14 protein-coding genes are annotated in these 19776 nt (G+C 65.5%); 8 read left to right on the top strand and 6 right to left on the bottom strand.

Features of this window, described 5'->3' with window-relative positions; all coding sequences use genetic code 11:
* The first annotated feature begins 68 nt into the window (after positions 1 to 68).
* The 5 genes from fliQ to ASC89_RS18180 all read left to right on the top strand — a co-directional run bounded on the left by fliQ (position 69) and on the right by ASC89_RS18180 (position 6499).
* Entirely contained in the window at positions 69 to 335 is a 267-nt protein-coding gene (gene fliQ / locus ASC89_RS18200; protein WP_055882293.1) for a flagellar biosynthesis protein FliQ, read from the top strand.
* A gap of 2 nt (positions 336 to 337) precedes the next feature.
* A complete protein-coding gene (fliR, locus tag ASC89_RS18195; protein ID WP_244488495.1) occupies positions 338 to 1108 on the top strand; it encodes a flagellar biosynthetic protein FliR in 771 nt (256 codons plus the stop codon).
* Positions 1109 to 1212: 104 nt separating this feature from the next.
* The gene (gene flhB, locus ASC89_RS18190; protein WP_056000389.1) at positions 1213 to 2295 is read left to right on the top strand and encodes a flagellar biosynthesis protein FlhB; all 1083 of its coding nucleotides are present in this window, start codon (positions 1213 to 1215) and stop codon (positions 2293 to 2295) included.
* 359 nt (positions 2296 to 2654) lie between these two features.
* Positions 2655 to 5219, top strand: a complete 2565-nt coding sequence (gene cckA / locus ASC89_RS18185) for a cell cycle histidine kinase CckA (RefSeq protein ID WP_056000386.1) — start codon at positions 2655 to 2657, stop codon at positions 5217 to 5219.
* A 92-nt stretch (positions 5220 to 5311) separates the two neighbouring features.
* Positions 5312 to 6499, top strand: coding sequence for an SAM-dependent methyltransferase (locus ASC89_RS18180; protein ID WP_200940460.1), 1188 nt, complete (start codon positions 5312 to 5314; stop codon positions 6497 to 6499).
* Between the two features lie 261 nt (positions 6500 to 6760).
* On the opposite strand, the gene ASC89_RS18175 is transcribed toward ASC89_RS18180, so the two are convergent.
* Positions 6761 to 7354 carry an HAD-IA family hydrolase gene (locus ASC89_RS18175; RefSeq protein WP_244488494.1) on the bottom strand — a complete coding sequence of 198 codons (594 nt, stop codon included), beginning with the start codon at positions 7352 to 7354 and terminating at the stop codon, positions 6761 to 6763.
* Positions 7355 to 7371: 17 nt separating this feature from the next.
* On the bottom strand, positions 7372 to 8403 hold the full coding sequence (locus ASC89_RS18170) for an aldo/keto reductase (RefSeq protein WP_056000380.1): 1032 nt from the start codon (positions 8401 to 8403) through the stop codon (positions 7372 to 7374).
* A 125-nt stretch (positions 8404 to 8528) separates the two neighbouring features.
* Between ASC89_RS18170 and ASC89_RS18165 the strand changes: the two genes are divergently transcribed.
* Entirely contained in the window at positions 8529 to 8744 is a 216-nt protein-coding gene (locus tag ASC89_RS18165; protein WP_056000377.1) for a hypothetical protein, read from the top strand.
* Here the strand turns inward: ASC89_RS18165 and ASC89_RS18160 are convergent.
* The 4 genes from ASC89_RS18160 to araD1 form a co-directional block, all read right to left on the bottom strand.
* On the bottom strand, positions 8741 to 10039 hold the full coding sequence (locus tag ASC89_RS18160; protein ID WP_056000374.1) for an HlyD family type I secretion periplasmic adaptor subunit: 1299 nt from the start codon (positions 10037 to 10039) through the stop codon (positions 8741 to 8743). The two genes, ASC89_RS18165 and ASC89_RS18160, sit on opposite strands and share 4 nt — an antisense overlap.
* A complete protein-coding gene (locus ASC89_RS18155; protein ID WP_082533446.1) occupies positions 10032 to 11750 on the bottom strand; it encodes a type I secretion system permease/ATPase in 1719 nt (572 codons plus the stop codon). Before ASC89_RS18155 ends, ASC89_RS18160 begins: the two co-directional genes overlap by 8 nt.
* A gap of 232 nt (positions 11751 to 11982) precedes the next feature.
* The gene (locus ASC89_RS18150) at positions 11983 to 14082 is read right to left on the bottom strand and encodes a calcium-binding protein (RefSeq protein WP_055882276.1); all 2100 of its coding nucleotides are present in this window, start codon (positions 14080 to 14082) and stop codon (positions 11983 to 11985) included.
* Between the two features lie 257 nt (positions 14083 to 14339).
* The gene (gene araD1 / locus ASC89_RS18145) at positions 14340 to 15332 is read right to left on the bottom strand and encodes an AraD1 family protein (RefSeq protein WP_055882580.1); all 993 of its coding nucleotides are present in this window, start codon (positions 15330 to 15332) and stop codon (positions 14340 to 14342) included.
* 255 nt (positions 15333 to 15587) lie between these two features.
* Between araD1 and recA the strand changes: the two genes are divergently transcribed.
* Together recA and alaS are read left to right on the top strand one after the other, a co-directional pair.
* Positions 15588 to 16664 (top strand): recombinase RecA, encoded by a 1077-nt coding sequence (gene recA, locus ASC89_RS18140; protein WP_082528255.1) that lies wholly within the window; start codon positions 15588 to 15590, stop codon positions 16662 to 16664.
* A gap of 446 nt (positions 16665 to 17110) precedes the next feature.
* On the top strand, positions 17111 to 19750 hold the full coding sequence (alaS, locus tag ASC89_RS18135; protein WP_056000371.1) for an alanine--tRNA ligase: 2640 nt from the start codon (positions 17111 to 17113) through the stop codon (positions 19748 to 19750).
* The last annotated feature ends 26 nt before the right edge of the window (positions 19751 to 19776 follow it).

Here is a 19776-nt window from a genome sequence, read left to right as displayed (position 1 = left end):
TTTCGCGGGGATGACGCCGAGTGGGAGGCGGGTGCCGGCGGACCAGCGGCCTTCGGGAGCGCCACAGTATGACCGGCGCCGCGGTTCTCGATCTTGCCCGTGAGGGCATCTGGGTGATGATCCTCGTTGCCGCGCCGATGATGATCGTCGGGCTGGTGGTCGGCGTGGTCATCGCGCTGTTCCAGGCGCTGACCCAGATCCAGGAAATGACGCTGGTGTTCGTGCCCAAGATCCTCGCGATCTTCGTCACCATGCTGCTGTCGCTGCCGTTCATGGGCGCTATCCTCGGCGGTTACATGACCAAGCTCGCCGACATGATCATGTCCGGCGGCTGACCATGATCTCGCTCAACTGGCTGCCCGAGACCGCCTATTTCTATGTGCTGATCTTTGCCCGCGTCGGCGCCATGCTGATGCTGATCCCTGCGCTGGGCGAAACCGCTATCCCGGCCCGCATGCGGCTGAGTTTCGCGCTGGTCTTCGCCGCCGTGCTCTATCCGATCGTTTCGCCGCAGCTGCCGGCGCTGCCGACCAACCTGCCCGAGATGGTGGTGGTGGTGCTGCACGAGGTGATTGTCGGGCTGATCCTCGGCGCCATCGCTCGGCTGGCGGTTTCCGGCACCCAGGCCGCCGGCGCCATTATCGCCTCGTCATCCGGCCTCTCGGTGGCGCAGGCGGCCGACCCGACCAATGGCGGCGTGCAGGGCGCGCTGATCGGTGCGTTCCTCAGCTTTCTCGGCATCACGCTGATCTTTGCCACCGACCTTCACCACGTAGCGCTGTCGGCGATCCATGACAGCTACATGATCTTCACGCCCAAAGAGCCGCTGATGTTCGGCGATGCGGCAGAGACGGTGGTGGATACCGTCGCCGGCGCCTTCGTCATCGGGGTGCAGATGTCGGCGCCGTTCATCGTGTTCGGGCTGGTGTTCAACCTGGGCATGGGCATCCTCAGCCGGCTGATGCCGCAATTGCAGGTGTTCTTCATCGCCATGCCGGCGACGGTTGGGGTCGGCTTGATCCTGATGGCGCTGCTGCTGGCCATGATGATGGGCCTCTACCTGATGCATTTCGAGGGCGTGCTCGCCATGCTGCGCGGCGTTCGCTAATGCGCGTCGCGATCTCCAGGAGTCGCTTCGTGCGCCTTAGCTCTTTGTTTTTGCGCATGTCTTTGTCCCGAAACCGGTACGCACTTTCGGGAGACATGCGGTAGATGAGCGACGAGGCCCCGGAACAGTCATCAAAAACCGAAGATCCTTCGGAAAAAAAGCTTCGCGACGCCCATGAGAAGGGCGATGTGGTCAAGAGCCAGGAGGTCAATACCTGGTTCATCCTGTCGGGCTCGGCGCTGGTGTTTGCCATGATGGCCGGACCGACCAGCGCCAGCCTCGTCGAACAGCTCAAGGTGCTGCTCGGCAATGCGGAAAAGTTCGAGGTCGGCAGTCAGGCGCTGGCGGCGTTCTGGAGCAGCCTCGCGGGCTCGATCCTGATGGTGGCGATCCTGCCATCGATCGTCCTCGCCGCATTCGGCATTGCCGCCAACCTGGTGCAGCACCGGCCGCTGCTGTCGCTCGATCCGATCAAGCCGAAATTCTCCAAGATCAACCCGATCGAAGGGGCGAAGCGCCTGTTCTCGACCGAGGCGCTGGTCAACTTCGTCAAGGGGCTGATCAAGCTCGCCGTGGTTTCGGCGGTGCTGTGGTTCGTGCTGGCGCCCAAGATCGACAGCCTCGAGATGATGATCCAGCTCGAGCCGGCGATGATCGCCGCCGAGTTCATGGATCTGAGCCTCAGCATTTTCGGGGCGGTGCTGGCGGTGGTCACCGTCGTCGCCATCGCCGACTACGTCTACCAGCGCACCCGTTGGTGGAACCGGTTGAAGATGACGGTCCAGGAAACCCGCGACGAATACAAGCAGCAGGAAGGCGACCCCAAGGTCAAAGGCCGCATCCGGCAGGTGCGCATGGAGCGCAGCCGCAAGCGCATGATGGCGGCGGTGCCCGAGGCGACGGTGGTGATCACCAACCCGACCCACTTCGCCGTGGCGCTGAAATACGATCGCGACATGGCGGCGCCGCAATGCGTCGCCAAAGGCGCCGACGCCATCGCCTTCCGTATCCGCGAGTTGGCCAAAGCGAACAACGTGCCGATCGTCGAGAACCCGCCGCTGGCCCGGGCGCTCTATGCCAGCGTCGACATCGATCAGACCATCCCGACCGAGCACTTCAAGGCGGTGGCCGAAGTCATCGGCTTCGTGATGCGGTTGAAGCAGAGCCGCGGCTGGAAGGCGGGTTAGGGAGAGGCAACTCGATGCCCATCTCCCCCGTGCGGGGGAGAGTGGGATTTCTTGGGCTTAGCTTCTTGGCTAAGCCTTCGAAATTCCAAGAGAGAGGGGATGCGGAGCCTCCGTGCCTCTCCACGTCCCCCTCTCTTGCGAAAACTAAGGACTTAGCTGCGCTAAGCCCAAGTTTTCGCTTTCTCCCCCGCCGAGGGGGAGATGGCTGATAGGCTGGTGCTGTATCCCTTCCATCCCCCTCACAAATCTGCCCGACCTGACGGGGATAACGCCATTGCGGCTACCCAACCGACTTGTGGCTTTGCTAGACCTTGAGAAGGCCGATTCGGCGTGACTTTTCCCCGGGGCACCACCAGCGCATGGCACCTCTGCCGCTCGACGAGGATAACTATCCCAACCCGCTGCTGAACCGCGGGCGCAGCAGCGCGGGGCTCTGGCGCGTGGTGGCGCTGGCGGCCTTCTTCATTACCGGCGCGGTGTTGCTGGCGACGCTGGGCGACCGCATTCCGGCCGACCTGATCCTGGTGTTTCTCGGGCTGCTCGCCGTGGTCGGCGTGTTCTGCCTGTTCGCGGTGGCCGCAGGGCTGTTCCGCTTCTCGGCCAGCGAGGATACCCAGACGCTCAGCCGCGCCGTGGTCGACAGCCTGCCGTTCGGCGCGCTGGTCACCGACCGCGAAGGCAAGATCAGCTATGTCAACGCGCATTACGGCGAGTTTCCCGGCGGGGTGACTGACGGCGTGCCGGTTTCGGTGCCGCGGCTGTTCGCCGGTGAGCCCGAGGCCTCCGAGGCAGTGTATCGGCTGGCGCGCGCGGCGCGTGACGGCCGGCCGGCGATCGAGGATATCCGCATCATCGGCGGGCTCGGCGGTTCGGTGGGCGGCTCGACCAAGCCGTTCTGGTACCGGGTCGGGGTGCGGGCCCTGCCCACCATCGACGAGGGCGGCAAGCCCCTGGTGCTGTGGACCGTCGAGGACATTACCCGCGACCGCGAGCGGCAGGACAACGCCTTCCTCGAACTGCAGCGCGCCATCGACTATCTCGACCATGCGCCGGCCGGTTTCTTCTCCGCCGACGCGCAGGGCAGGGTGCAGTACCTCAACTCGACCCTCGCGGACTGGCTCGGCTACGATCTCGCCGAGTTCGAATCCACCGCCATCCGGCTCAGCGACATCGTGCGCGGCGACGGCGCGAGCCTGTTGATGCGCGGCCGCTCGGACGGCGAGATCCGCACCGAGATCATCGATATCGACCTCGTCCGCCGCAACGGCACCAGCTTCCCGGTGCGGCTGATGCATCGCGCCGCGCGCCTCGCCGATGGCGAGCTCGGCGAGACCCGCACCCTGGTGCTCGACCGCCGGCAGGGCGCCGACAAGGAAGAGGCGCTGCGCGCGTCGGAAGTCCGCTTCTCGCGTTTTTTCAACGACACGCCGTTCGCCATCGCGACGCTCGACAAAGCCGGCCGCATCATTCGCACCAATGCGCCGTTCAGCCGGATCTTCGATTGGGCCGGTGGCGAGCAGTCGATCGACATGCAGCCGATGGCAGACCTGCTGGCCGAGGGCAACCGCGAGGCCTTCGCCAAGGCGATCGACGCGGCGCTGGCCAGCCGCTCCGAGATCGAGCCGGTGGATGCGACGCTGACCCGTGGCAGCGACCACGCGGTGCGCCTCTATGTCTCGAGCTCCGAGGAAGCCGAGGGCGCGGCGGAGCGGATCAACGTCTACGCACTCGACATGAGCGAGCAGCGCAAGCTCGAAGCGCAGTTCGCCCAGGGCCAGAAGATGCAGGCCGTGGGCCAGCTGGCCGGCGGCGTGGCGCATGATTTCAACAACGTGCTGACCGCCATTATCGGCTTCGCCGACCTGCTGCTCTTGAAGCACAAGCCGGGCGATCCGAGCTTTGCCGACCTGATGTCGATCAAGAACAGCGCCAACCGCGCAGCCGGCCTCACCCGGCAGCTGCTGGCCTTCTCGCGCCGGCAGACGCTCAGGCCGCAGGTACTGGAGGTGCCGGGGCATCTCGACGACCTCACGGTGCTGCTGAAGCGGCTGATCGGCGAGCAGATCACCCTCAGTGTCGAGCACTCCAATCCGGTCTGGCCGGTGAAGGCCGACCTGGTGCAGCTTGAGCAGGTGGTGGTCAACCTCGTGGTCAACGCGCGCGACGCGATGCCCAATGGCGGCGACATCACGCTCAGGACGCGCAACGTCACCGAGGGCGAGGCCAGCGGCTTCACCTATACCGGGATGCCGCCGGCCGACTACGTGCTGATCGAAGTCGAGGACACCGGCACCGGCATGCCGCCGGAAATCCTCGAAAAGATCTTTGAGCCGTTCTTCTCCACCAAGGAACTCGGCAAGGGTACCGGCCTCGGGTTGTCGACGGTCTATGGCATCGTCAAGCAGTCGTCGGGCTTCATCTACACCGACTCCATCGTCGGCAAGGGCACCACGTTCCGCATCTTCCTGCCACGCTACGTGCCGACCGAAAGCGATGCGCCGGTCAAGCAGGCAGTGGTGCAGGTCAAGGACCTCACCGGCCATGAGCGCATCCTGATCGTCGAGGACGAGGACAGCGTGCGGGCGTTTTCGGCGCGGGCGCTGCGCACCACCGGCTATGAGGTATTCGAGGCCGATAGCGGCGACGAGGCGCTCGATGTGCTGGAGGAGCTCGACTACAAGATCGACCTGATGATCTCGGACGTGGTGATGCCGGAAATGGACGGCCCGACGCTGCTCACCAAAGTGCGCGAGCACATGCCGGATCTCAAGGTGATCTTCGTTTCCGGCTATGCCGAAGAGAACGTCCGGCAGGACATTGCCGATAACCAGAGCGTCGAGTTCCTGCCCAAGCCGTATTCGCTCGACCAGATCAACACCAAGGTGAAGGACGTCTTGGGCAAGGTCGAACAGGGCGCGGAGTAGCGCTATCAGGAAAAGTTGCAGACTTTTCCTGATAGCGCGACAAAATCAGAGAGCTCCAGCGGGCAGTAGCGTTTCGGCGCCAGCAGGCCTATATGCCGGAGATGGATACCAGCCTTCCCAAGATCGACCAGTTCCTTGCCGCCCTCGACAGCGCCGTCGCCGATGGCAGCTTCGTGCGCCTGGCGCTGCGCCTGCCGTTCGGCGCCGACGAGACGCTGAAGAGCGTCGATGTCAAACCCGCGACCATCCGCGAGCAGCTGAAGCTTAGCTTCACCTTCCACCACCAGACCCGCGACCTCACGCAGAACCATCCGCCCGCTGGCGCGATCGGCCAGCTCAGGCGGTTGATGGAGAAGGACTTTCGCCAGGCCTTCCTGTTCACCACGGCGTTCGACCTGCAGTTCGACAGCCAGGGCAAGGCGCCGCGGCTGAAGCAGAGCGAACCGACCAGCAAGGCGCCGGCCTCGTTGTCACACGATCGCGCCAAGGCCCGCCCGATCCCGGCGGCCGGCAAAGCCTGGCTTACCGAACTCGGCGTCACTGGCGCCGATGGGCAGGTGCTGAAGGCCGCCGGCGACAAGTTCCGCCAGATCAACCGCTATGTCGAAATCCTCGGGCCGCTGCTGAAGGCGATCCCCGAGGGCAAGCTGAACCGGGTGGTCGATATGGGCGCCGGCAAGGGCTATCTGACCTTCGCCGTGGCCGACTATCTGAAGCAGAACCTTGGGCGTTCCGCCGAGGTGGTCGGTGTCGAATTCCGCGACGATCTCGTGAGCTTCTGCAACGAGACGGCCCGCGCCACCGGCATCGGCAACCTGAGCTTCGAGCAGGGGACGATCGAGAATTTCGACTCCGCCGGTGCCGACGTGCTGATCGCGCTCCACGCCTGCGACACCGCTACCGATGACGCCATCGCCAAGGGGATCGCTGCCGGTTCCGAACTGATCGTCGTCGCGCCGTGCTGCCACAAGCAGATCCGCCGCGAGATCGAGACCTCGAACCGCGGCAATGCGCTGGATTTCCTGATGAAGCACGGCATCTTCGTCGAGCGGCAGGCCGAGATGGTCACCGACGCGATGCGCGCCATGATCCTCGAGCATTTCGGCTATTCGACCAAGGTGTTCGAGTTCATCTCGGACGTGCATACACCCAAGAACGTACTGATCGTTGCGACCAAGACCAGGCGCGGCAAGGATGCCGCGCAGCTGAGGAAGCTGGCGGAGGCCAAAGAGTTCTTCGGCATCCGCCGGCACTATCTCGAGGATGCGGTGGGGCTTTAGGAGCCATGTTTGAGGCTGGCTCGGGGTTCACGAGCGGCCAGCAGCGCCAAACTTTTGTGGCCCACCCCTCATCCGGCGCTACGCGCCACCTCCGGGCGAGGGCTACGCCCTCGTCCCGCGACCCCGACGGGGAGAAGAATACGAGGGTGCGGTGACCCTCACTTTTCCTCTCCCCGTCGGGGAGAGGGTGGATCGGCCGTAGGCCGAGACGGGTGAGGGGTAAGCCACCGATCCGTCACGGTAAGGACGAACGGCGCGCGCTCACCCCAAATAGGGTGATAGTTCGTCGTCCAGCGTGCTGTCGCCAGTCCAGTGCACGGCGCTCCAACCGCTTCGCCGCGCCGCTTCGACATTGGCCAGCGTATCGTCGACCAGCACGATGTCCTGGGGCGCAGCATCGGCAATGGCCGCGGCGCGCTCGAAGAACTCGGCATGTGGCTTCCGGTGGCCGAGCGCCGCCGAATAGATGATGCCGTCGACATATGCGCCGAGGCCGACCTGCTGCATCAGGTAGTCGGCCCGCATGTGCTCCTGGTTGGTGGCGAGGAACACCGGCACGCCACGCTCTCGATAACGTTTCACCGCTGAAAGCACGGCCTTGTCGACCCGCGAGTCGTTCTCGAACCAGTAGGCGATCAGCCGCTCGCACGAAACTTTTGGCGCGATCTCGGCCAGCACCGGCGCCAGCCGTTCGGTCAGCGCTTCGCGACCGGTGACGATGTCTTCCCAGAACGGCGTGAAGAACGTCTCCCGCAGCCGATCAGGCGACAAGCCGAGATCGGCTTCCAGTTCGGCGAACAGATGGCGGCCGTCTGTCGGCCGGCCGCTGACGAGGACGCCGTCGACGTCCATCATCAGCACCTTGTGTGGCATCACGCGGTGCGGCCGTTCGGCAGTGGCGTGCCGGCTTCGACGAGCTTCCGATCGGCGAGGGCATCCCACAGCGCGTCGGGAATCGTGACGTTCCACCAGTCGAGGATGCCGTTGAGTTCGGCCGGCGACCTGGGGCCGGGGAGAATGTTGCAGATCGCCTTGTGGGCGAGCGGGAACTGCAGCGCGGCGGCGCCGAGCGGCACGCCGAATTCCTTGCACAGCGCTTCGAGGTCGGAGACGCGCTTGATGATGTGCTCGGGCGCCTTGGCGTAGTTCCAGGTGCCGGTGCCCATCAGGGCGCCGCCATTGAACGGGCCGCCGCAGACCACCGAGGCGCCGCGTTCGAGGCAGGTGGTGAGGAACGGGCTGAGCGAGGTCTGCTCGAGCAGCGTGTAGCGGCCGGCGAGCAGGAACACGTCCCAATCGCCGAGCGCGAACGCATCCATCAGCACTTCCCACTCGTTGACGCCGAGGCCGATGGCCGAAACCTTGCCGGTCGCCTTCAGCTCGTTGAGCGCCTTGTAGCCGCCATCCTCGGCAAGCTGCTTCCAGTAGATCGGGTTCTGCTCGGCGCTGTGAGTGGCGAGGCCGATATCGTGGACGTAGAGGATGTCGACTTTGCTCAGCCCGAGGCGGGCGAGGCTGGCCTCGTAGGAGCGCATCACGCCCCAATAGCTGTAATCGTAGACCTGCTCGAACGGCAGCGGCTTGATCCAGTTATGCGGATAGTCGCGCTCGGCCTCCGACTGTACCGGCCGCAGCAGGCGGCCGACCTTGGTGGAGATGGCGACGCCCTCGGTGCGGAAGCGCAGGCCATCGCCCATCAGGTGTTCGGAGCGGCCATAGCCATATTGCGGCGCGGTGTCGAAGTAGCGGATGCCGGCATCGAGGGCAGCGCCGACGGTGGCGCGGGCCTGCTCGTCGGGGACCTCGGAGAAGATGCCGGCGAGCGTCGCGCCGCCGAGCCCGAGCTCGGTCAATTCGAGGCTGGTCCGACCAACCTGGCGCTGCTTGAAACTGGTGGCGCTCATCTATGTACAAACTCCCTTGGCCCGACGGCGGCGGACACTGACATGTCAGTTGCACCGGGTAAACCAGCCAAAGGTGGTAGCGCAAGTGTTCGCGGCGTAAGCTCACCAAAGACCAGGAGATGGCCATGCTCAAGCTCGGCTTTGCCCACGCCTTGTTGCTCGATCTCGCTGACGGGAAGTCTGGACCAGCCCGGCGAAGCCCAAGGATTTCCGACAGCCTGGTGCTGATGCTGGCGCCGCTCGACAGCGGCCGGCTGCTGCTCGGCTTCATGAGCCGCCTCGGCCTCCTCGACGGACCGCAGCTCAAGCGGCTGCAGCAGGTGGCCAGCAACGAGGACTAGTCCTCGCGGAAGGCATGGCTGAGCTGTGCCGCCAGCGGCCCCAAGAGGTACGACAGCACCGTGCGGTCCGCCGTACGCAGAAAGGCTTCGGCCGGCATGCCGGCGGTGACGTGCTGGCCGTGGGGCAGGCGGGCGAGCTCGGTTTCGCTCAGTTTCATGCGGATCGAGAAATAGGCGACGCCCGTCGCCGGATCACGCGACAGGTCGGGCGAGATGGAGTCGACCGCGGCCACCAGTTCGGGCGTGGTTCGGGCATCGAGCCCGGTGAGCCGCACCGCGGCGGCTTGGCCGACGGTCAGCTTGTCGACATCGAGCGGCGAGACGCGTGCCTCGAGCGCCAGCCGGTCGGTATGGGGCACGACCTGCATCAGCGTCTCACCGGCCGCGACCACGCCACCGACGGTGCGAACGATCGACTCGTGGACGATGCCGGCCTGTGGCGAGCGGATTTCGAGTTTTGCCAGCCGGTCCTCGGCGGCGATCTTCTGTTGCAGCAGCTCGGCGATCTGCAGCCCGACATCGCGCAGGTCTTCCAGCACGCCGGCGCGGAAGGTGGCGGTGTTCTCGGCGATCTTGGCCCGGCTGCCGGCGATGGCGGTGCGAGCGGAGGCGATCTCGGCTGTGAGGTTGCCGGCCTCGCCCTCGAGCCGCGCCAGTTCGCGCTTGGAAGCGTTGAGCCGGCTGGCTTCCATCAGGCCATCGCGGAACAGCGCCTCGGCATCGACGACCTCGTCGGCGAGGATTTCGCTCTGCCGGCGCACCGCCGCCTGCTGGGACTGGAGCCCGGCGATCTGTTCGCCGAGCTGACCGATCTGCTCTTCCAATTGCGTCGTGAGACCGGCCTGCGCCGCGGCACGGCTCTGGCGCAGCCGCTCCTGCGCGGCGAGCAACCCGTCGAGCGTCGCGCGGTCCGGCCAGGCATCCAGACTGGCTGGAAGCGTCAGCTTGTCGTTACCGATGCTCTCGGCGGTGAGGCGCGCCTCGAGGGCGAATGCGGCGCTCAGCTGCGAGACGATGACCGCGAGATTGGCTGAAACCGTGGTGCTGTCGAGGTGCACCAGCAATTGGCCCGCCTCGACGGCATCGCCGTCCTTCACCAGGATGGCGCTGACCACACCGCCTTCCGGGTGCTGCACACGCTTGCTGCCTTCGAGCGGCACGACAGTGCCCTGCGCCACCACTGCGCCTGCGATCTCGGTGGTGCCGGCCCAGCCACCGAGCAGGCCAATAAATAGCGCCATGGCGCCGAGCCCGGCGAAGGCATGCCGCCTGAGGCTCCCGAGCGGATCAGCCATTGATCCGCACCCCTTCGATGCGTGGGGCAGGGGCTGTGACCTGCCGCAGCACTTCCTCCTTGGCGCCGAAGGCGCTCTGGCGTCCGTTCACCAGGTAGATCAGCTTGTCGCACACGGCGATGGCGCTGGGCCGGTGGGCGATGACGATCACCACGGCGCCGCGCGCCTTGGCTGATGTCAGCGCCGTGGTCAGCGCGTTGTCGCCGGCGAAATCGAGATTGGCGTTCGGCTCGTCGAGCACGAGGAGGAACGGGTCGCCATAAAGTGCCCGTGCCAGTCCGATGCGCTGTCGTTGCCCGGCCGACAGCGCCGCGCCGCGGGAGCCGATCCGGGTGTCATAGCCATCGGCAAGCCCGGTGATCAGCTCATGCACGCCGGCCAGCCGGGCTGCCTTCAGCACGCTTTCGCTGTCGGCGTCGGGGCGGAACCGGGCGATGTTCTCGGCGACGGTGCCGTCGAACAGCCCGACGCTTTGCGGCAGGTAGCCGATGCGGCGGCCGAGCTGGATCGGATCGAAATGCGTGAGCTCCGAGCCATCGAGGCGTACCTCGCCCTGCTGCACTGGCCAGATGCCGCAGAGGCCGCGCGCCAGCGAGGTCTTGCCCGAGCCGGAAAGGCCGAGCACGCCCATGGCTTCGCCCGCCGCGAGGGTGAAGCTGACACCGGCCACCAGCGGCGGCTTTTCCAGGTCCGGCCCAGTGGCAAACTGCCGGACTTCCAGAGTGAATTGCGGGTCGGGCAAGCTCAGCCGGTTGCCCGCCGGCGGTTGCATTGCCAGCAGCATCTCGGTGCGGCGCAGCGCCTGGCGGGCCGCTGTCAGTCCGCGCCACTGCGCCACCACCTGCTCGACCGGCGCCAGGGCCCGCGAGGTAACGATCGAGGCGGCAATCATCAGCCCGGCCGAAAGTTCACCACGGATCACCAGATAGGCGCCCAGCGCCAGCACTGCCGACTGCAGCAGGAAGCGGAACGATTTGGTTACCGACGAGTAGAGCGCGCCGACGTCGGAGGCGCGGGTCTGCACCTCGGCCAGCACCTCGGAGCGCGCCTGCCAGCGGCCGGTGACATCGTCGAGCATACCCATGGCGAAGACCGGCTCGGCATTGGCGCGGGCATCCTCGCCGAGCGCCTGGCGATGCGCCATGGCAGCGGCGGCTTCGGCGGTAGGCCGGCCTGACAGGCGCTCGTTGATCACCAGCAGGGTCGTCGCCACCAGCGCCCCGCCGGTTGCCAGCCAGCCGAGCGCCGGGTGGAACAGGAAAACCACGCCCAGATAGACCGGCAGCCAGGGCAGGTCGAACAGCGCCAGCGGTCCCGGCCCGCCGACATAGCTTCGGATGGAATCGAGATCGCGCACCGCGTCGGGTCGCACGAGGCCGAGCGGCAGCAACCCGGCGCGGAGCGAGGCGCGGAACACGTCGGGCGCGACCGAGGCCTCCAGCGCGCCGGCAAAGCGGAAGGCCATGCGCGAGCGCAAGAGGTCAAGCAAAGCGAGAAAGGCATAGGTGCCAGCGACCAGCGCGAACAGCGCCACCAGTGTCGGCACCGAGCGGCTGGCCAGCACGCGGTCGTAGACCTGCAACATGAATAGCGGGCCGGTGAGCACCAGGAGGTTGGTGGCAAGGCTTAAGAGGCCAAGCGCCAGCAGCGGGAAGCGGGTGCGCCTCATCAGGGCGCGGACGACGCTTTCGCGCCTGGCGCCGTTCGACATTTCACACCCCGTCGCTGCGATTGGGCCAGTGCGGCGGAGTCTCGTTTCGGCCGCGCCATGCATGAACCGGCGCCGTCGGATAGTAGCCATGCCTGGATGGCATGGCCGATGCGATGCCGAGCAAGAAAAAACCCCGGAACACTGGGGTTCCGGGGTTCAGGTCATGCGGGGTTGGTGCCGCATTTTTCAGCAACAGGTATTTGGGTGCCCCCGTGCCGAAATTCAGGGCAGGTCAGACGATCCAGTCCGACGATGCCAACAGGGATTCGAGCGTCGCGCCGTTGAGCCCCATGACGAGCGGGTCGCCATGCGTATCGGCGACGCGGATTTCGACGTGGTAGCCGCTGCCATCGACATCGATGCCGAGCGTATCGAAGCTGTCGCCGCCGCTGGCCGCCGCCTCTCGGAACGCCGCGAGGAACGCTTCCGGTGAGGCAAAGCTGGTGAGCCCGGTGTCGAGCCGGTCGCCGGAGCGAAGCGAAAAGTCCTCGACAGTGTCGCGGCCGGCCGAGAACACGAAGGTGTCGCTGCCCGAGCCGCCATTCAGCAGGTCATCGCCGCTGCCGCCGAACAGCCGGTCGTTGCCGGCCTGGCCGTAGAGATCGTCGCTGCCGTCGCCGCCGGACAGATAGTCATTGCCGCCACGGGCGAAGAAGCGGTCGTCGCCGCCGAAGCCGAACAGCTCGTTGTCGGCATCGTTGCCGGTGAAGCTGTTGTTGGAAGCGTTGCCGAAGCCGTTGACGGCGCGATCGCCGACGAGCTCCAGCGCCTCGTTCTCGTCGCCCAGCACGTAGCTGGTCGAGGCCACGATACGGTCGTAGCCGCCGCCCGACAGCACCACGTCATGCACCGAACTGACGACGATGCGATCGGCGTCGTCGGAGCCGAAATAGGTGGTCGGCAGGTCGGTGAGGGTCGAGGTAGCCACCGTGCCATCGGCGAAGCGGAAGGCTTCGACGCCGCCGACGATGTCGTAACTGCCGCCGGCCTTGTGCACGACGAAGCGGCCGGAGAGGTCGCGGGTCAGCGTGTAGTCATCACGGTCGCCGGCATAGGCCAGCACATCGGTGCCGAGCCCGCCATCGATGACGTCGTTGCCCTTCGAGGCGAACACCAGGTCGTCGCCCTTTTCGGCGTAGAGCCGATCACTGCCATTGCCGCCGACGAGAATGTCGGCGCCGGCGCGGGCATGGAACTCGACGCCGCTGTCATTGGCCACCAGCAGTTCGCTCTTGTTGGTGCCTTTGACGACGTCGAAGGTGACGGTGTTGGCATGGGGGTTAGTGGGGGCGCCATAGCTGGTGCCCTCGTCGTTCACGAACAGGGTCGGCGACAGGTAGGTGGCTTCGAGATCGGTGCGTTCCGAGCTTAGCACCATGACGATGTTGTCGTGGTCGTCGCCGCCGTGGAAGTTGATGTCGCGGTTGGTCTCGCGCACCTGGATGGTGTTGTTGGCTTCGCTGGTCCAGCTGGCGAACAGCACGGCGTGGCGGGTGTCGAAGGCTTCGAGCCCGACCAGCTGGCTGTCGTAGAGCGCCTTGAGCTGGAAGGCGTAGCCGTTGCCGCCATCGCCCTTGTTCACCGCGCCATCGACCGAGAGGTTCGAGGCCTCGAGGAAGATCGACTGGGCAAAGGTGAAGCCGTTGGACGGGGCGTTGTCGATGGCGATGTCGAACAGTTTTGTGTGGCTGGTGCCCGACAGCGAAATGACGTTGGAGCGGTCGAACGCCTCCGAGACATTGGTGAAGCTGCCTGGATCCTGTTCGGCGAGGCCGGATTCGATGGTGAAGCCGCCGAGCTTGACGTTCTCGGCCACCTCGATCTTCTGCACCGAGGCAATGGTGGAGAAATCGAAGGCCAGGCCGTTGGTCAGCCGCACGGTGTTGCCGTTGACCGAGGCGACCTCGACCATCGAGGTGCGCAAAGGCTTATCCTCGCGCCACTCGGTATCGCCGATGGAGTCGAGATATTCGGGCGTGTTCTCGAGCTCGATCCACAGGTGATCGCCTGCTGCGAGTCCCGACGCGTCAGCCAGGTGCAGGTACATCGAGCCTTCCGCCGCCGGCTCGTCCAGCGCGAACTCGCCCGAGTAGCTTGGTACGTCGATGACGCCGCCGACCTGGAAGGCGCCGCCGGCGCGGGCATTGCCGGTGAGTTCGATGGTCGTGGCGCCCGAACCGGTGCCCATCACCGTGATGTCGTCGCGGTTGATGACGACGGTCTCATTGAACTCGAACGTGCCGGCGCCCATCAGGATGGTTTCGCCAGCCGGAGCGGAGTCAATAATGGTCTGCAGCTCGGCCGCGGAGGTCGAGGCGGATACGGTGATCATTGGGAGTACCTTTCGCTATAGGTGGAGGTGGACGCGAATGCCTCCCTTTGCACCGCGGCTATAGTGTTCCTGACGAGCGCTAATCCCGGCTGAGGCCGATCGATCGGATTTGCACCAAATTGCCAAGAGAACTCCCGCAACATCGCCCATCAATCTGGGCGGGGAGGGGGCCGAAATGTGCACGCTGTGGAAAAGGCCGAAAAGCAAGGAGCCGGGCACATGGCCCGGCTCCTCAAAAACTCAACGATGGCCAGCCCTTAGAGCTGGCGGATGGTCACGGGCCGGTCGTCGTTCCAGGCGACGGCATTGCGCAGCGGCAGGCCGAACTGGCTTTCCTCGATCTCGAACACATCGCCGGGCTCGGTCTTGATGCCGTCGGCAAAGCTCAGCGTCGCGGTGCCGAACATGTGGACGTGGATGTCGCCCGGCTGGCGGAACAGGTCGTACTTGAAGTGGTGGTGCTCGAGGTTGGCGATGGTGTGGCTCATGTTGTCCTCACCCGAGAGGAACGGCTTCTCCCACAGCACCTTGCCGGCGCGCAGGATCCGCGACATGCCCGAGACGTTGCGCGGCAGCTCGCCAACCCGCAGCTCCGGCCCGAACGAGCAGAAGCGGAGCTTGGAATGGGCGAGGAACAGGTAGTTCACCCGCTCGGTCACGTGGTCGGAGAACTCGTTGCCGAGCGCGAAGCCAAGGCGGAAAGGCGTGCCGTCCTTGCCGATATAGTAGATGCCGGCGATCTCGGGCTCCTCGCCGGCGTCCTTGGCGAAGGCAGGCGAGGGGATCGGCTGGCCCGGCGCGGTGACGGTGTAGCCGTTGCCCTTGTAGAACCATTCGGGCTGCACGCCGATCTCGCCCGGCGCGGGCTTGCCGCCTTCGAGACCCATGCGGAACATCTTCATCGAATCGGTCAGCGGCGCTTCAGCCTGCTGCTGGTTCGACTTGTGCATGGCGTCGCGGGTCGAAGCCGAACCCAGGTGGGTAAGGCCAGTGCCGGTGACGTAGAGGTGCGACGGATCGACATGGTCGATCGGGGCAAGCAGGCGGCCCTCACGGGCGAGCGCCTCGCGATCGAGCTTGGCGCCGAGGCCCTTCTCGATGACCACGGCGCGCAGCGACAGCCCGCGCTCGGCGGCTTCGGCAGCGAGCGCATAGACGCTCTGGGCTCCGGTGACCACGCTGGTGACGCCGCCTTCGGTGGCGCCGACGGCGCGCGCGCCCTTGTCGTCCTGGAACTGGATGAGATGCATGAAGCCCATTCCCTTGATTTTCGTTGCCGCCCTATAGCGCGGCGCAGCCGCGATTGCATTTGGATTTTGGATGTAGATCACCAACGCGGGTGCCAAGGGTGCGCAGCGGTCGAATCGCAAGGCGCCGGTGCGTAAGGAACAGCGAATTTACCCCCTTGACGATTTGGAAACGAAATGAGAACAGAATGAGTACATTAGATGGACATCTTATCGGTTTGCGCGGCGCAGACCGAAGTGGAATAAGGGAGACCGGTGATGGCTGCTGTTGCGCCTCTACGAGTTATTGAGGGATCGATGGATAAGGAGAAGGCGCTGGCAGCAGCGCTGAGCCAGATCGAGCGGAATTTCGGCAAGGGCACGGTGATGCGCTTCGGCGAGGGCGCCATTGCCCAGGTCGAGGCGATTTCCACCGGCTCGCTCGGACTGGATATCGCACTGGGCATCGGTGGGTTGCCGCGCGGCCGCATCGTGGAAGTGTTCGGGCCGGAAAGCTCGGGCAAGACCACGCTGGCGCTGCATGTGGTGGCCGAGGCGCAGAAGAACGGTGGCATCGCCGCCTTCGTCGACGCCGAGCATGCGCTCGATCCGATCTACGCCAGGAAGCTCGGCGTGAAGGTCGATGAGCTCTTGATCTCGCAGCCCGATACCGGCGAGCAGGCGCTCGAGATCGCCGATACGCTGGTGCGCTCCGGCGCCGTCGACGTGCTGGTGGTCGACTCGGTGGCCGCACTGACCCCGAAAGCCGAACTCGAAGGCGAGATGGGCGATTCGATGCCGGGCCTGCAGGCGCGCCTGATGAGTCAGGCGATGCGCAAGCTGACCGGCTCGATTTCGAAGTCGAAGGCGATGGTGATCTTCATCAACCAGATCCGCATGAAGATCGGCGTGATGTACGGTTCGCCCGAAACCACGACCGGCGGCAATGCGCTGAAGTTCTACTCCTCGGTCCGCCTCGATATCCGCCGCATCGGCGCGATCAAGGAGCGTGAGGAAGTCATCGGCAACCAGACACGCGTCAAGGTGGTCAAGAACAAGCTGGCTCCGCCGTTCCGCCAGGTCGAGTTCGACATCATGTATGGTGAAGGCATCTCCAAGACCGGCGAACTGCTCGATCTCGGCGTGAAGTCGGGACTGGTCGAGAAGTCCGGCGCCTGGTTCTCCTATGACAGCCAGCGGCTGGGGCAGGGGCGTGAAAACTCCCGCCAGTTCCTCAAGGACAATCCGGCGATCGCCGACCAGATCGAAAAGGGCGTGCGCGAAAGCTCCGGCATCCTCGGCGAAGCGCTGTTGGCCGGGCCGGAAGGTGACGAGGGCGACGACGGGGACGCGTGATCGGACCCGCCGGGATGTGAAGAAGAGGGCGCCCAGGTGGCGCCCTTTCGTTTTGAGCGGTGGGTTGCGTTTCCACGATCGTGCCATTCACGCCGGCGCTGGTGGGTAAACTCAATTGTGCCCATCCACCGGCCGTCATCCCGGCGAACGCCGGGACCCACTGCTCGGACAATGGACTGGGTACGAACCCCGCCGGTCCGTCACAGCAAGGTCGGATGGGTCGACGTTGGCGGAATGTTTGGTGCACTGGGTCCCGGCGTTCGCCGGGATGACGGCCGGTGCTTGTTGCGGGACTGACGACAGTGCGATCTCCGCGTCCTACGCACCCAATCTGACACCTCTCCCCACCCTGCGCTGGACACAACCGCAAGCCCCGCGATAGAAGGCCTTTCCTGTTGTTCTTGGCGGGGCTCATGGCCTCGCCATTTGTCTGTAAGAGACCCGTCATGACGAGCGTGAACGATATCCGGTCGAGCTTTCTGAGCTACTTCGCGAACAATGGTCACGAAGAAGTCGCATCGAGCCCGCTGGTGCCGCGGAACGATCCGACCCTGATGTTCACCAATGCCGGCATGGTGCAGTTCAAGAACGTCTTCACCGGCGTCGAGAAGCGCGACTATGTGCGGGCGACCAGCTCGCAGAAATGCGTGCGCGCCGGCGGCAAGCACAACGACCTCGACAATGTCGGGTTCACGGCGCGCCACCACACCTTCTTCGAGATGCTCGGCAATTTCTCGTTCGGCGACTACTTCAAGGAGCACGCGATCGAGCTGGCCTGGAACCTGCTCACCAAGGAGTGGGGCCTGCCCAAGGAGAAGCTGACCGCGACGATCTACGAAGACGACGACGAGGCGATGGCGCTCTGGAAGAAGATCGCCGGCCTGCCCGAGGATCGCATCGTGCGGCTCGGGGCCAAGTCGAACTTCTGGCAGATGGGCGATACGGGCCCGTGCGGTCCGTGCTCGGAAATCTTCTACGATCACGGCGACAAGTACTGGGGCGGCCCGCCGGGTTCGCCTGAGGAAGACGGCGACCGCTTCGTCGAGATCTGGAACCTGGTGTTCATGCAGTTCGAGCAGTTTGCGGACGGCTCGCGCACCAGCCTGCCCAAGCCTTCGGTCGATACCGGCTCGGGCCTCGAGCGCGTCGCGGCGGTGATGCAGGGCACGAACAACAATTACGAGATCGACCTGTTCAAGTCGCTGGTTTCGTCGACCATGCACGCCACCAACTTCAATGGCGACCCGACGACGCCGAGCCTGCGCGTCATCTCCGACCACGTGCGCGCCATGAGCTTCCTCATTGCCGAAGGCGTGCTGCCCTCGAACGAAGGCCGCGGCTACGTGCTGCGCCGCATCATGCGTCGCGCCATGCGCCACGCGACCCTGCTCGGCGCCACCGACCCGGTGATCCACAAGATCGTGCCGACGCTGGTCAAGGAGATGGGCCAGGCCTATCCCGAGCTGGTCCGCGGCGAGCAGATGATCGAGGAGACGGTTCGGCTCGAGGAGCAGCGCTTCCTCAAGACGCTGAGCCGTGGTCTCGTCATCCTCGACGAAGCCACCGCCGATCTCAAGCAGGGCGACATGCTCGAGGGCGTCACGGCCTTCAAGCTCTACGACACTTACGGTTTCCCGCTCGACCTGACCCAGGATGCGCTGCGCACCCGCGGCATCAATGTCGATCTCTCGGGCTTCGAGGACGCGATGGCCCGTCAGCGCGCCGAGGCGCGGAAGAGCTGGGCCGGTTCGGGCGAAGCGAGCGAGGACAAGGTCTGGTTCGCGGTTGCCGACCAGGTCGGCCCGACCGAGTTCCTCGGCTACGAGACCGAGACCGCCGAAGGCGCGGTCACTGCGCTGGTCAAGGGCGGCGCCATGGTCGACGAGCTGAAAGCCGGCGACGAAGGCTATGTCGTGCTCAACCAGACGCCGTTCTACGGCGAAAGCGGCGGTCAGGTCGGCGACACCGGTTCGCTTACCGGCGAAGGCAGCGCCGCGACCGTGACCGACACGGTCAAGAACAACGGCGTCTTCGGCCACAAGGTGAAGGTCACCGACGGCACCATCAAGGTCGGCTCACCGCTGGCGCTGATCGTCGATCACGACCGGCGCTCGGCCATTCGCGCCAACCACTCCGCGACGCATCTGCTGCACGAGGCGCTGCGCCTGGTGCTGGGCGATCACGTGGCGCAGAAGGGCTCATTGGTCTCGGCCGATCGGCTGCGCTTCGATTTCGTCCACAGCAAGCCGATCACCCCGCAGGAACTGGCTCAGGTCGAAGAGATCGCCAACGATATCGTCTTGCAGAACTCGCCGGTCGAGACGCGCCTGATGGGCGTCGAGGAAGCCAAGGAGTCCGGGGCTCGCGCACTGTTCGGCGAGAAGTACGGCGATGAAGTGCGCGTCGTCTCGATGGGCGATCCGACCGGTAACGCGGTCGGCTGGTCGGTCGAGCTCTGCGGCGGCACGCATGTGCGACGCACCGGCGATATCGGGCTGATCACCATACTCGGCGATTCCGGCGTTGCCGCCGGCGTGCGCCGTCTCGAGGCGCTGACTGCCAAGGGCGCGCGCCAGCATGCGCGCACCAATGCCAACCTCGTTGCCGGCGTCGCCGACGCGCTGCATGTGGGGCCGCACGAGGTGTTCACCCGCATCGAGGCGCTGCAGGAAAACCTCAAGAAGGCGGAGCGCGCGCTCACCGACGCCAACAAGAAGCTTGCGCTCGGCGGTGGCGGTTCGGCGCCGGCTTCGGCTGACGAGACGGTCAACGGCGTTACCTATGTCGGCCGCGCCGTCGAAGGCATTTCAGCCAAGGACGTCAAGGGCCTGGTCGATACCGAAAAGAAGCGGATCGGTTCGGGTGTGGTTACGGTTGTGCTGAAGGGCGATGACGGCCGCGGCACCGTGGCGGTCGGCGTCACCGAGGATCTGACCGGCAAGTACTCGGCCGGCGAGCTGATCAAGCTCGCCACCGCGGCCTTGGGCGGGCAGGGCGGCGGCGGCCGTCCCGACATGGCGCAGGGCGGCGGTCCGGATGGCGCCAGGGGCGCCGACGCCATCGCAGCGGTGCGCGGCGGGCTGTAGGTCGGCAGTCGGCAGTAGGCAGTAGG

It is taken from the genome of Devosia sp. Root413D1, assembly GCF_001425235.1.
In the GTDB taxonomy this organism is placed as follows: Bacteria; Pseudomonadota; Alphaproteobacteria; order Rhizobiales; family Devosiaceae; genus Devosia_A.
This window is presented reverse-complemented; position numbering and strand designations above follow the sequence as displayed.